Annotated in this window: 13 protein-coding genes; 10 read left to right on the top strand and 3 right to left on the bottom strand. The window is 59.0% G+C overall.

Annotated features, from left to right (window positions below; translation table 11 throughout):
• Nucleotides 1–52 precede the first annotated feature (52 nt).
• Nucleotides 53–343 carry a hypothetical protein gene (locus IWX87_RS15560; protein ID WP_196864446.1) on the bottom strand — a complete coding sequence of 97 codons (291 nt, stop codon included), beginning with the start codon at nucleotides 341–343 and terminating at the stop codon, nucleotides 53–55.
• 401 nt (nucleotides 344–744) lie between these two features.
• On the opposite strand from IWX87_RS15560, the gene IWX87_RS15555 reads away from it, so the two are divergent.
• Together IWX87_RS15555 and IWX87_RS15550 are read left to right on the top strand one after the other, a co-directional pair.
• Nucleotides 745–1,137 (top strand): hypothetical protein, encoded by a 393-nt coding sequence (locus tag IWX87_RS15555; RefSeq protein WP_196864445.1) that lies wholly within the window; start codon nucleotides 745–747, stop codon nucleotides 1,135–1,137.
• Between the two features lie 276 nt (nucleotides 1,138–1,413).
• Nucleotides 1,414–2,490: an AI-2E family transporter gene (locus tag IWX87_RS15550; protein ID WP_196864480.1), complete on the top strand. Its 1,077-nt coding sequence runs from the start codon at nucleotides 1,414–1,416 to the stop codon at nucleotides 2,488–2,490.
• A gap of 72 nt (nucleotides 2,491–2,562) precedes the next feature.
• Here IWX87_RS15550 and IWX87_RS15545 read toward each other — a convergent pair whose 3' ends face one another.
• Nucleotides 2,563–3,651 (bottom strand): NAD(P)-dependent alcohol dehydrogenase, encoded by a 1,089-nt coding sequence (locus IWX87_RS15545; protein ID WP_196864444.1) that lies wholly within the window; start codon nucleotides 3,649–3,651, stop codon nucleotides 2,563–2,565.
• 340 nt (nucleotides 3,652–3,991) lie between these two features.
• On the opposite strand from IWX87_RS15545, the gene IWX87_RS15540 reads away from it, so the two are divergent.
• A complete protein-coding gene (locus IWX87_RS15540; protein WP_196864443.1) occupies nucleotides 3,992–4,528 on the top strand; it encodes a hypothetical protein in 537 nt (178 codons plus the stop codon).
• Nucleotides 4,529–4,585: 57 nt separating this feature from the next.
• Here the strand turns inward: IWX87_RS15540 and IWX87_RS15535 are convergent, their stop codons facing one another.
• Nucleotides 4,586–4,894: an EthD family reductase gene (locus IWX87_RS15535; RefSeq protein ID WP_196864442.1), complete on the bottom strand. Its 309-nt coding sequence runs from the start codon at nucleotides 4,892–4,894 to the stop codon at nucleotides 4,586–4,588.
• Nucleotides 4,895–5,204: 310 nt separating this feature from the next.
• Between IWX87_RS15535 and IWX87_RS15530 the strand changes: the two genes are divergently transcribed.
• From IWX87_RS15530 to urtE, 7 genes are all read left to right on the top strand, one after another.
• Nucleotides 5,205–5,633, top strand: a complete 429-nt coding sequence (locus IWX87_RS15530; RefSeq protein ID WP_196864441.1) for an HI0074 family nucleotidyltransferase substrate-binding subunit — start codon at nucleotides 5,205–5,207, stop codon at nucleotides 5,631–5,633.
• An 8-nt stretch (nucleotides 5,634–5,641) separates the two neighbouring features.
• Nucleotides 5,642–5,959, top strand: coding sequence for a nucleotidyltransferase family protein (locus IWX87_RS15525; protein ID WP_196864440.1), 318 nt, complete (start codon nucleotides 5,642–5,644; stop codon nucleotides 5,957–5,959).
• A 222-nt stretch (nucleotides 5,960–6,181) separates the two neighbouring features.
• The gene (gene urtA, locus IWX87_RS15520; protein WP_196864439.1) at nucleotides 6,182–7,462 is read left to right on the top strand and encodes an urea ABC transporter substrate-binding protein; all 1,281 of its coding nucleotides are present in this window, start codon (nucleotides 6,182–6,184) and stop codon (nucleotides 7,460–7,462) included.
• A gap of 289 nt (nucleotides 7,463–7,751) precedes the next feature.
• Nucleotides 7,752–9,326, top strand: coding sequence for an urea ABC transporter permease subunit UrtB (gene urtB / locus IWX87_RS15515; RefSeq protein WP_196864438.1), 1,575 nt, complete (start codon nucleotides 7,752–7,754; stop codon nucleotides 9,324–9,326).
• A 3-nt stretch (nucleotides 9,327–9,329) separates the two neighbouring features.
• The gene (urtC, locus tag IWX87_RS15510; RefSeq protein WP_231374845.1) at nucleotides 9,330–10,541 is read left to right on the top strand and encodes an urea ABC transporter permease subunit UrtC; all 1,212 of its coding nucleotides are present in this window, start codon (nucleotides 9,330–9,332) and stop codon (nucleotides 10,539–10,541) included.
• Nucleotides 10,538–11,428 (top strand): urea ABC transporter ATP-binding protein UrtD, encoded by an 891-nt coding sequence (gene urtD / locus IWX87_RS15505; RefSeq protein WP_196864437.1) that lies wholly within the window; start codon nucleotides 10,538–10,540, stop codon nucleotides 11,426–11,428. The genes urtC and urtD overlap by 4 nt, the downstream gene beginning before the upstream one ends.
• Nucleotides 11,429–12,139: 711 nt before the next feature.
• On the top strand, nucleotides 12,140–12,835 hold the full coding sequence (gene urtE / locus IWX87_RS15500; protein WP_196864436.1) for an urea ABC transporter ATP-binding subunit UrtE: 696 nt from the start codon (nucleotides 12,140–12,142) through the stop codon (nucleotides 12,833–12,835).
• Nucleotides 12,836–12,848: the final 13 nt, after the last annotated feature.

Raw genomic sequence — 12,848 nt, 5'->3', positions numbered from 1 at the left:
ACTGGCAGCTTTTGCCGCCTCTTTCGGCTGCAAGCCGGTGCATGCAGGACGATCACTTGGGTTTGACGTAATTCATGGCCGCGTCAAATTCCTCGCGCGACAGGAAGCCGTCCTGGTTGGTGTCGGCCCGGTCGAAGTTTTTTGCCACGCCGCGAAAGCCCGAGGCTTCTTCCCGGCTGACCTTGCCGTCGCGGTTGCCGTCCATGAAACCGAAAGCCCTTTCCAGGTCGCTCGCCGAGTAGCGTGGTGCCGACATTTCCGCAGCCACCGCTTCGGCAGTCGCTGCAGCCGGAGCGTCGGCGTTTTGGGCCTGGACGTTCAAGGCCAGCAGTAAAGCCGCCATGCTCACGGCGAGCCTTGTGGCGCAGGCTTGCAAGGACGACCCGCTGGCACATACGGTGGGAACTGAGGAAATAGCCGGGTTTCGGTGAAACGGCAGGAGAAAAAGTACGGTGGAAAAATTCATGAGGGGTTTCGCTGACGCGAAGGAATCAAACATTGATGCCATTGGACGCCAGTTCGCCCGGCGAATCCAGCAAACTTGCAGCGTGTTTCGCAGCTTTACGCGGCGTGCATGCCAGCGCATACTACTTTGACCGGCTGGAAAGCCTGGCTGGTTTCAGACCGTCGCCATGCATGCGCCCGCGGCTGACAGCAGTGGCGTGGACTGTCCCACAGTGCGCGCTGGCCCGTCTTTCGACAATCAAGGCATCCCGACGGATTTCAAAAGCACAAGGAAACACCATGGCAACCAGCAGCATTCTGGGCGGCTCCGCCCCTGAGGAAATCATCGGAAAAGACGTTCATGCCCTTGGCCCCAGCGACAACTCCGACAGTGGAAGCGATGCGGTAGGCGCTTACGGTGACGACGAGTTGTCCAGCGACAGCGACGCTGCAGGCACTGGCGAACGCACTTCGGCAGGCAATGGTCTGGGCCTGGACCCGACTGATACGGATATCTTGCCCGACCATATCGAAGTGGCTCCTGGCGCTGCGATTGACGCTGACGGCGATGCGAATGAAGACCTCGACGACTTGAGTGAAGTCGACGAGTTGGCCGATGACAGCGCCGACCTGGACAGCGACATGGAATTTGACAAAAAAGACGCTGATGAAGATGCCAGCGACTCGCGGTGATGCGGTTGCACCCTGAAACCCCGCCTTTTCTCCGGGCAATGGTTTCAGCTTTGCGCCAAGGCCCTCTGAAGTGCACTGCTATTACGACCATATTTCCAATTGATGACCGGGCCGCACAAGCCTTTCGCTACCTGTTCTCGAGCAAGACTGTCGATGCAATCTTTTGAGCAGTCGCCTGTTTAATGCGATTTCGGCAACAGCACGGGCAATGGGTGCCGTTACCATGGGCGTTCCCGTTTTTACAACCCTTTGCGCAACCCTATGAAACTTTCAAAAATGGCCAATTCTTCCCGCCTGGAAGACCGGTCTTTCCTGCTGCTGCTGGCCGTGGTTTCGCTGGGCTTTTTCTGGGTGCTCTGGCCTTATTATGGCGCGGTGTTCTGGGGCGCAGTGCTGGCCATTTTGTTCAACACGCTGTTCATCAGCCTGCTCAGAAAGATGCCAAAAAAACGCACGCTGGCGGCCTTGCTGACGCTTTCCATCATTCTGGTTTTGGTCATACTGCCTGTCGGGTTGGTCAGCGCCATGCTGACGCAGGAAGCTGCCAGCATGTACCAGCGGGTTCAGTCCGGCGAGCTCAGTTTCAGCCGCTATTTTCAGCAAATCTACAGCGCGCTGCCTTCATGGGTGACCAGCATTCTCAACCGCTCAGGCCTTGACAATCTTGTGCTGATTCAGCAACGCGTGACCAGCAGCCTGACGCAGGGAAGCCAGTTCATCGCTACCCAGGCCGTGAGCATCGGTCAAAATGCCTTTGATTTTTTCGTCAGCTTTTTCATCATGCTGTACCTCCTGTTTTTCTTTCTGCGCGATGGCGGAGCCCTGTCGCGACGCATCAAGGAAGCGATACCGCTTGAGGCAGAGATCAAGCTGCAGTTGTTCAGTAAATTCACCACCGTCATCCGCGCTACCGTCAAGGGCAACATCGTGGTAGCCGTGGTGCAGGGCATATTGGGCGGGTTGATTCTTTGGTTCCTTGACATCCATGCACCGATTTTGTGGGGCACGCTGATGGCCTTCCTGTCGCTGCTGCCGGCAATTGGCGCGGCCATCGTCTGGATTCCGGTCGCCATCTACTTTTTGGCCACCGGTGCCATCTGGCAAGGTGTGCTCTTGATTGCATATGGTGTACTGGTAATCGGCTTGGTCGACAACATTTTGCGCCCGGTGTTGGTCGGCAAGGACACCAAGATGCCCGACTATGTGGTGCTGGTTTCAACCATTGGCGGCATGTCGTTGTTCGGACTCAACGGTTTTGTCATTGGCCCGGTGATCGGCGCCATGTTCATGGCGGCATGGGACATTTTTGTGAAGTCCCGGCATGAAAAACCTGTCGAATTGCCACCTGCCTGACCGGCTTGAAGCATTGGTTTTTTAAGCAAAAAGCCTGTTTCCGCAAGTGATGCGGAAACAGGCAGCTATCGATCAGATAGCAGGCTGAACGGGTGTCGCTTGCTGACCTGCGGACAGCGTTGCCATGTCCACTACAAAGCGGTACTTCACATCACCCTTGAGCATGCGCTCGTAGGCTGTCTCGATCTCGTCCATGCGGATCGCCTCGATGTCCGAAACCAGCCCGTGCTGCGCGCAAAAATCCAGCATTTCCTGCGTTTCCCGGATGCCGCCAATCAGCGAGCCTGCCAGGCGGCGGCGCTTCATGATCAGGTTGAACACGCCGGGCGATGGATGCGGACTGGCAGGCGCGCCGACCAGTGTCATGGTGCCGTCGAGCTTGAGCAGCACCAAAAAAGCGTCCAGGTCATGCGGCGCGGCCACCGTGTTCAAAATAAAGTCAAAACTGCCGGTATGCGCGGCCATTTCATCGGGGTTTTTCGATACCACCACCTCCTTGGCACCCAGGCGCAAGGCGTCCTCGCGCTTGTTCTCCGAGGTGGTGAACAGCACCACATGCGCGCCCATGGCAGCGGCAATCTTCACGCCCATGTGGCCCAACCCGCCCAGGCCGACAATGCCGACCTTGTGGCCCGGTCCAACCTTCCACTGACGCAGCGGTGAATAGGTGGTGATGCCGGCGCACAGCAGCGGCGCGACGGCGGCCAGGTCGGCTTCAGCGTGTGAAATGTGCAGCACGAAGGACTCGCGCACCACGATGTGGCTTGAATAGCCGCCGTAGGTGTTGGCGCCAGTGCCTTGCGCAGGGCCGTTGTAAGTGCCGGTGAAGCCGTTGTCGCAGTACTGCTCCAGGCCGTCTGCACAAGGCGTGCAATGCTGGCAGCTGTCTACCATGCATCCCACACCGACGATGTCGCCGACCTTGAACTTGCTCACCAGATCGCCAACGGCCGTGACGCGCCCGACAATTTCATGTCCGGGCACCGAGGGATAGACGGTGTTTTTCCATTCATTGCGCGCCGTGTGCAAATCGGAGTGACAGACGCCGCAGTGCAGGATGTCGAGCGCCACATCAAGCTGGCCGGGTGAGCGGCGGTCGAAGGAGAAAGGCGCAAGTGGGGTTTCGGCCGAAGTGGCAGAGTATGCGAGTGTTTGGGGCATGACGAAATCCATATCTTCAATGTTGGCAAGCCATTCATCCTAGCCTTTTAGGTGGTCTGACGCATGAGTTTTTCGCCTAAACCTGCGTAGGACCGGACTTTATTAAAACACGTCTTTTTAAGAAGCTTTTACATGTTTTTCGCTCATCAGACATGGCTTATTAGCTATTTATTTTATAGCAACTAGTCGGCAGATTTTTACAATTCTGGCCGGATTTGCCGCTGCAGTCTTTTTGAAATTCATCCTTGTTTGGGGGATATCCACCGACAGATAGTTTGGTCACGATACCTCGAGGGTGCGTAAAAGTGCAGTGAAAGAAAATTTACAAGGGGAGAAAAAAATGCTTATCTTCAGCGGTCATGAGATTGAAGGCAGAAGCGCCATGCCAGCTGACAAACAACTGTTTACAGCTGGTTCGGATCCGCTGGCACAGGCCCTCCGGAAGCTTGCGCCACAGACACAGCAAGCCGACTGGAAAGTGATGCAAATGGACTGCGACGTGGACAACACCGAAGCCATGAATGAATTGTTACAGCTGTTTCAGCAAGCGCGACCTTTACTGCTCTACCTGCATGGCTACAACAGCACGCCGGCTGCCTGTTTTGAACGTTGTGACCACCTGGAATCGCTCTACGGCCTGGAAGTGGTGCGATTTTCCTGGTCAGCTAAAAAGCACCTGCCAAACGATGGAATGCACCCTGGTTTCGATGCCCAAGCCGGGCTTGACCTGGAGCAGCAACTTGGCCGCTTGTTTGGCGCAGAAAAAAGTTTTTCATCCAGAAAACATCTCGCACTGCCTGATCCCGTCGCCTGGGATATGGACAACGTGAATTGCTCATGGTGGCTGCTGATGGCCTTGCCAGGCATGCGCCATTGAGCCTGCGCGGCGCTCCGAAACGAGCTGGGGATGTACCTGTTGCTGCGCTTGCCCAGATCAGATCAGGCGCGTTTCGCCCATCATCAGGTCTACGCCTGCACCGGCAAAATTGGCCAGATCAGCCGCTGTGGCCTGTCCTTGCGGTGACGCCATGGCGGCCTGAATGGCCGCCATGGAATCGAACTCCAGGCTGGCAACCAGATACGCGCCATGCTTGCCAGACGCGCCCATCACGTCGCCCTGCGTGACTTCATAGCTGCGCAGGCCCGGCAACAGCTTGGCCAGCACTACATGCTTGTTGAAGTAGTGTTCATCGAATGCGGCGGTGTCAATGGGTTGCTGGTAAACCGCGAAAAGCTTGGCCATGGGTTATTCCTGATTTTTTAAAAGTTGATCCGAGACCGCTTTGCGCTGCTCAGCCGTGTAATTTAGCAGCTGCGCGGGTGGGGTGGCGTGTCTATTTCAGACTGGCAGGGCTGCGGAGCGGCGCGCATGATGCGAAACTGCAGAGAAGATTTTCCAGAAAATTGTTGAAGTTTTTTTGGATCGCTCACTCTTTATCCTGTTCCCCAGGTAGCTATCTATTTTATAGCAAATGGTTGTTGCTTGATGCAGGGCATTCAAGCAGCTAACGCCTGTTGCACAATTCATTCAACATTTTTAAAAAAGTCCCGCTATGGGCCTTGACTTCACTGCCTTGCGCAGCGCCATCGGGCAGCTTGAAAAAAGCCTGGCCTATGCCTGTTCACCCGCCGCACTGGCCGATGCCGGTTTGCGTGAACAACTGCGCAACTCGGTGATCCAGTGCTTTGAATTCACCTACGAACTCAGCTGGAAAATGCTCAAGCGCTATCTGGAGTCCACTGAAGCCAGCCCGGCTGAACTGGATACTGCCAGCTTTCAAAATCTGATCCGGCTGGGAAACGAGCGCGGCTTGCTGCGTTCAGACTGGCGGCACTGGAAAACCTACCGGCAGGCGCGCACTGACAGCAGCCACACCTGCGATGCCGCCAAGGCCGAGGCCGTATTTGCAATGGCGCCCGATTTTCTGGCAGAAGCCCAGGCGCTGCTTCAAGAATTGACCCGCCGCAGCGCCCAGACGTGAAGCGTGTCATGACGACCGAAGTGCCTATCGACATTTCCCCCCGTGATTGGGTTGACGTATTGAACATCTTGCGTGAGCAAGTTCCCGGCCTGGAGGTATGGGCCTTTGGTTCTCGTGCCCGGCGCGCTGCCAAGCCGTATTCCGATCTTGACCTGGCATTGATGACCCCCCAGCCGCTGACGCTGGCGCAACTGGCCGCCATCACCGATGCCTTCGAAACCTCCAACCTGTCGATTCGCGTGGATGTGGTGGACTGGGCGGCCACCAGCGAGGCTTTTCGCCGCATCATTGAGCGAGACCGGGTGGTGGTGCAGACGGCTGCGTGAAACCGTACTGAAAGTTGCGTGGGTACATTTATAAAGCTTCATGTTTGCAGCGCTTGCAGGGCGTGCATCAACAGTCATCCCCGCCACGCCTCATACGCCACCCGGCGTATTTCCCAATGCCCCGCTTTTCCCTAAAGTCCATTCATCGCGACACAAAAGGCCCTGTTTCCCAGGCCCCGTCCCGCGAAATGCCAACTTGTCAAACCCACCGGAGAAGCACACATGCAACGTCGATTCACCCTCAAGGCGCTCACTGCCGCCGTCGCCCTGGCTACGCTGCCTGCGCTATCGGCTCATGCGGCGGAGGACACCATCAAGGTCGGCATCCTGCACAGCCTGTCGGGCACCATGGCGATTTCCGAGACCGTGCTGAAAGACACCGTCCTGATGGCGATTGACGAGATCAATGCCAAGGGCGGCGTGCTCGGCAAGAAGCTGGAACCCGTCGTTGTCGATCCGGCCTCCAACTGGCCGCTGTTTGCTGAAAAAACCAAGCAGCTGCTCGGCCAGGACAAGGTTGCCGTCATCTTCGGCTGCTGGACCAGCGTCAGCCGCAAGTCGGTGCTGCCGGTGGTCGAGGAAATGAACGGCCTGCTGTTCTACCCGGTGCAGTACGAAGGTGAAGAGTTGAGCAAGAACGTGTTCTACACGGGTGCAGCGCCTAACCAGCAGGCCATTCCTGCCGTTGACTATTTGATGAGCAAGGCCGGCGGCGGCGCCAAGCGCTGGGTGCTGCTGGGCACCGACTATGTGTACCCGCGCACCACCAACAAGATTTTGCGCGCCTACCTCAAGAGCAAGGGCGTGGCCGACAAGGACATCGACGAGAAATACACGCCCTTCGGCCATTCGGACTACCAGACCATCGTGGCTGACGTGAAGAAGTTCTCGCAGGGTGGCAAGACGGCGGTGGTCTCGACCATCAACGGCGACTCCAACGTGCCTTTCTACAAGGAACTGGGCAATGCCGGCCTGAAGGCCAAGGACGTGCCGGTCGTCGCTTTCTCGGTCGGTGAAGAGGAACTGCGCGGCGTGGACACCAAGCCGCTGGTCGGCCACCTGGCGGCCTGGAACTACTTCATGTCGATCAAGAGCCCGGCCAACACCGAGTTCATCAACAAATGGTCTGCCTACGCCAAGGCCAAGAAGCTACCCGGCGCCGACAAGCCTTTGACCAACGACCCGATGGAAGCCACCTACATCGGCATCAACATGTGGAAGCAGGCGGTTGAAAAAGCCAAGTCCACCGACACCGACAAGGTGATTGCCGCCATGGCCGGCCAGACCTTCAACGCACCATCGGGCATTGTGTCCAAGATGGACGAGAAGAACCACCACCTGCACAAGTCGGTGTTCATCGGCGAGATCAAGGCCGACGGCCAGTTCAACGTGGTCTGGAAAACGCCTGGTCCGGTCAAGGCCAAGCCATGGAGCCCGTACATCGAAGGCAACGACAAGAAGCCTGACGAGCCGGTCAAGGGCACAAGCGTCGCCAAGAAGTAAATCCGGATTCGGGAACGGCCCCCACCCCGTCCCATCCCCGGTGGGGGAGGGAGGGAGGGATGCAGAAGTTTCCGATGTACCCATGTCATGCCGGGCTGAGCCTGCCCCTGACCTGATCCGGGGACCCGGCATCCATGAATTCGGGGCCATGGATTGCGGGTGCTGAAACCCCGGACCTGATCCGGGGCCGCAATGACAGCCATTTGAAATCGGCGTGACCGCTTTTCAATGAAGTTGCAGTCTGGGCGTGCCGCCACGGGCCGTGCCCGCCCAACCTACAGGTTTTTTCATGCGACTTCGACACCTATTCCTCATTGCTACCCTTTTCATAGCTGGTGCCGCCCATGCCTTAAGCGCAGACGAGGTAAAAGGCATCGCATTTGGCGATGTTGAAGCGCGCGTGACGGCGCTGAACAAGGCCGCAGCCGACGCAGATGAGAAAACTGTCGCTTTCATCCAGGCGCTGTCTGATGATGCCGTCAAGACGCGCGGCGACAAGGTGTTCGTCATCCAGGGCGGCAAAGCGCTGGACCCGCTCAGCGGCGCCGAAGTACCTTTGCCGCCAGATGCCGAAGACGTGATCAACCCCAATTATTTGCGCAGCGAGATGGACAACGCGCTGGCCGCGCTCAAGCTGCTGTCCAAAGACGAGGCGACGCGCGCCGCCGCCATCAAGACATTGACCGGCGAGACCGACGAGGCACGCCTGCCGCTGATCGACAAAGCCTATGCCGCAGAGACTGTTCCACAGCTCAAGGACAAGCTGGAGATGATGCGCGCCGCCATCCTGCTGGGCAGCAGTGACAAGGCCCGGCGCCTGGACGCCGCGGCCCAGCTTGCAGGCAGCAAGAACCCCATCACCAAGACCGTGCTGATCGAGCGCTTGCCGCTGGAAACCGATGCCGATGTGAAAGTCGCGCTCAAGGCGGCGCTGGCCAGGGTCGAGGCGTCGCTGGCCTGGGGCGACAGGCTGGGCGCGATGTTCAGCGGCATCAGCCTGGGCAGCATTTTGCTGCTGGTGGCGCTGGGGCTGGCGATCACCTACGGCCTGATGGGCGTCATCAACATGGCGCATGGCGAGCTGATGATGATTGGCGCCTACGCCACCTACGTGGTGCAGGGCCTGTTCCAGAAATACCTGCCCGGCGCCTTCGACTGGTATTTGCTGGCCGCCGTGCCGGTGGCGTTCCTCGCCTCGGCGCTGATGGGTGCGCTGCTGGAACGCAGCGTGATCCGCTTCCTCTATGGCCGGCCGCTGGAGACGCTGCTGGCGACCTGGGGCATCAGCCTGATGCTGCAGCAACTGGTGCGCTCGATCTTTGGCGCGCAAAACGTCGGTGTTGAAAACCCGGTCTGGATGAGCGGCGGCGTGCAGGTGCTGGGCAATTTGTCGCTGCCTTACAACCGGCTGGTGATCATTGCTTTTGCGGTAGCCGTGCTGCTCGGCGTGGCCTGGCTGATCAGCAAGACGCGGCTTGGCCTGTTCGTGCGCGGCGTGACGCAAAACCGCCCGATAGCCGCCTGCATGGGCGTGAACACCGCGCGCATCGACACCTACGCCTTTGCGCTGGGTTCCGGCATTGCCGGTCTGGCCGGTTGCGCGCTGAGCCAGGTCGGCAACGTCGGCCCGGATTTGGGGCAGGGTTATATCGTCGATGCCTTCATGGTCGTCGTGCTGGGCGGCGTCGGTCAACTCGCCGGAACGGTGTATGCCGCCATGGGCCTGGGCATTCTGAACAAATTCCTCGAAGGCTGGACCGGTGCCGTGCTGGCCAAGATCGCCGTGCTGGTGTTCATCATCATCTTCATCCAGAAGCGGCCCCAGGGCATCTTCGCCATGAAAGGCCGTTCGGCAGAGGCATAAATCATGAGCACACCATTCCCCACCATCAACGAATCCTTGCTTGCGGAGCAGGGCACCGATCTGACGCCTGAAGCGCCAGTTCAGGCCCTCCCGCCAGCGCCATCCAGCCCCGGGCGCGCCCTGCTTCCTGGCAAAGGGCCGCTGCTCACCCGTACCGGCTGGAGCGCCTTCATGGCGGCGCTGATCGCGGTCTGCGCCGTGGCGCCGGTGCTCAACCTCTGGGTACCCGAAGGCCATGCGCTGCACCTGAGCACCTATGCGGTGGCGCTGCTCGGCAAAATCATGTGCTATGCCATCGCAGCCCTCGCCATGGACCTGATCTGGGGCTACACCGGCATCCTGTCGCTCGGCCACGGTGTGTTTTTTGCGCTCGGCGGCTATGTGATGGGCATGTACCTGATGCGCCAGATTGGCGCCGACGGCAACTACAAAAGCGACCTGCCGGACTTCATGGTGTTCCTCGACTGGAAGGAATTGCCCTGGCACTGGACCTTCAGCGACAGCTTTGCCGCCACGCTGATTTTGATCGTCGCGGTGCCGGGCGTCGTCGCCTTTGTGTTTGGCTACTTCGCGTTTCGTTCGCGCATCAAGGGCGTTTACTTTTCCATCATCACGCAGGCCATGACCTTTGCCGCGATGCTTCTGTTCTTTCGCAATGAAACCGGCTTTGGCGGCAACAACGGCTTCACCGACTTCAAGCGCATCCTGGACATCCCGATTGCGACGCCGACCATGCGCATGACGCTCTTCGTCATGACCGGCCTCACGCTGCTGGGTTTCTTTTTGTTTGCCAAGTGGCTGGTCGGCAGCAAGTTCGGCCGGGTGCTGCAAGCCATTCGCGATGCGGAAACGCGGGTCATGTTCTCGGGCTACAGCCCGCTGGGCTACAAGCTGACGATCTGGGTGATTTCGGCCATTATGTGCGGCGTGGCGGGGGCGTTGTACGTGCCGCAGGTCGGCATCATCAACCCCGGCGAAATGAGCCCAGCCAATTCAATTGAAATTGCGATTTGGGCAGCGGTCGGCGGCCGCGCCAGCCTGATCGGGCCGATCGTGGGAGCGTTCATCGTCAACGGCGCCAAGAGCTGGCTGACGGTGGCGTATCCCGAGTTCTGGCTGTATTTTCTGGGCGCCCTGTTCATTGGCGTGACGCTGTTCCTGCCCAATGGGGTTGTCGGGCTGGTGAAGAAACTTCGCAATAAAGGTGAGCAATGACCCCCGATCTTCTAGAAGCGGGCGCGCGCCGGTTGCAAGCCCATGGCGCATCGCCAGCGGGGCTGAACAACACCGAGTCCGGCGGGCGCAGCGCCAGCACCGGCCGCATTGCCACGCCGGGCGAAGTCGATGTGACCCATGGCCGCATCCTGTACCTGGAAAATGTCAGCGTCAGCTTCGACGGTTTCAAGGCCATCAACCAGCTGAGCCTGGACATTGCGCCGGGCGAATTGCGCTGCATCATCGGCCCGAATGGCGCGGGCAAGACGACGATGATGGACATCATCACCGGCAAAACCCGGCCCGATGAAGGCACGGTTTTTTTTGGCAGCACGATTGATTTGCTGCGTCACAAGGAAGCCGAAATTGCCCAGCTGGGCATTGGCCGCAAGTTTCAGAAGCCCACGGTGTTCGAGCAGCTCACGGTGTTTGAAAACCTGGAGCTGGCGCTCAAGACCCACAAGGGCCGAGACCGGGAGGTGTGGTCGTCGATGTTCTTCAAGCTCGATTCGCAGCAAAGCGACCGGCTGGCTGAAATGCTGGTGACGATTCACCTGGCGGGCAGCGTGAACCGCCTGGCCGGCAATCTGAGCCACGGACAAAAGCAGTGGCTGGAAATCGGCATGCTCTTGATGCAGGACCCGAAGCTGCTGCTGCTTGATGAACCTGTCGCTGGCATGACGGACGAGGAAACGGCGCGCACGGCCGAGCTGTTTTTGACGCTCAAAGGCAAGCATTCGCTGATGGTGGTCGAGCACGACATGGGCTTTATCCGCACGATTTCGGAGATCGTCACGGTGCTGTGCGACGGGTCTGTGTTGGCGCAGGGGACGCTGGACCAGGTGCAGGCGGATGAGCGGGTGATTGAGGTTTATCTTGGGCGGTGATCTGGGCTTTGGCGGCTTTGGTGTTTGCTCGTGGCTGGGTTACCGCTGCTTGCACTTGCTGGCCGGGGGTAGCCCGGCGGCTACTCACTTTCTTTTGCTTCGCCAAAAGAAAGTAAGCAAAGAAAAGGCGACCCGACTTTCCGGGTCCCTGCGCTGCGCTGCGGGCAACCTGCGCTGCCCCGGAAAAACGGGGGTCGGCGCAAACTCGCTTCACTGCGTTGCGCTCAAACAGCGCGCCGCCCTGATCCCGTTTTTCCGGGGCATCGCAGGCCCGGACAGACGGGACAGGCGGGGAAAAAAGCCAACAGCCACCGCGCCCAGGTGCGAATTATGAATGCTACTAATTCAATAGCTGCTTGTGCAGGCGTATCAAGCGGAAACAGCACTTTCGATGAAAAAGTGACCGCATGTGACCCCGAATCCGAATCCGCTCCCGCAAGCCCCGTTCTGGCTGAGCCTGTGATGATGGGCAAAAGCGGGATCAGGGCCGCGCGCTGTTTGAGCCGCAGGCGAGTTTGCGCGGACCCCCGCTTTTGCCCCTCATCACAGGTTGCCCGAAGCGCAGCGAAGGGACCCAGGCAGCCGGGTCGCCTTTTCTTTGCTTACTTTCTTTTGGCGAAGCAAAAGAAAGTGAGTAGCCGCCGGGCTACCCCCGGCCAGCAGGTGCAAGCAAAGCCACAGCCACACCAAAATCGCCAAAAGGACAAAGTCATGCTGAAAGTCAAAAATATCAACCAATACTACGGCGGCGGCTCCCACATCCTGCGCGATGTGAGCCTCGAAGCGCACCTCGGCAAGGTCACCGTCCTGCTCGGCCGCAACGGCGTCGGCAAGACCACGCTGCTCAAATCCCTCATGGGCCTGGTGCCCATCAAGACCGGCAGCATCGAATTCAACGGCAAAGCCATCCATAAAGACACGCCTTACGAGCGCGCCAGGGCCGGCATAGGCTTCGTCCCCCAGGGGCGCGAAATCTTTGCCAGGCTCACAGTCGAGGAAAACCTGCGCATGGGCCTGGCGTACAAAAGCGCCAGCACGCCGATTCCTGCCGAACTGTTCGGGTTGTTCCCGGTGCTCAAGCAGATGCTGCACCGCCGGGGCGGCGACCTGTCGGGCGGGCAGCAGCAGCAACTCGCCATTGCTAGAGCCCTGGCCGCCAAGCCCAGGCTGCTGATTCTGGACGAGCCGACCGAAGGCATCCAGCCCAGCATCATCAAGGACATCGGCCGCGTCATCCGCATGCTGGCCGACCGGGGTGACATGGCGATTTTGCTGGTCGAGCAGTACTACGACTTTGCCGAGGAACTGGCTGACGATTACATGGTCATGGAACGCGGCGAGTTCATTGCGCGCGGGCTGGGCAAGAACATGCCCGCCGACGGCGTGCGGCAACTGGTGGCTATCTGACCGCTGTCCAGGC

It is taken from the genome of Polaromonas sp. CG_9.7, assembly GCF_015752205.1.
GTDB lineage: Bacteria > Pseudomonadota > Gammaproteobacteria > Burkholderiales > Burkholderiaceae_C > Polaromonas.
Note: the sequence above shows the minus strand (reverse complement) of the source record. Positions and strands in the feature narration are given on the sequence as shown.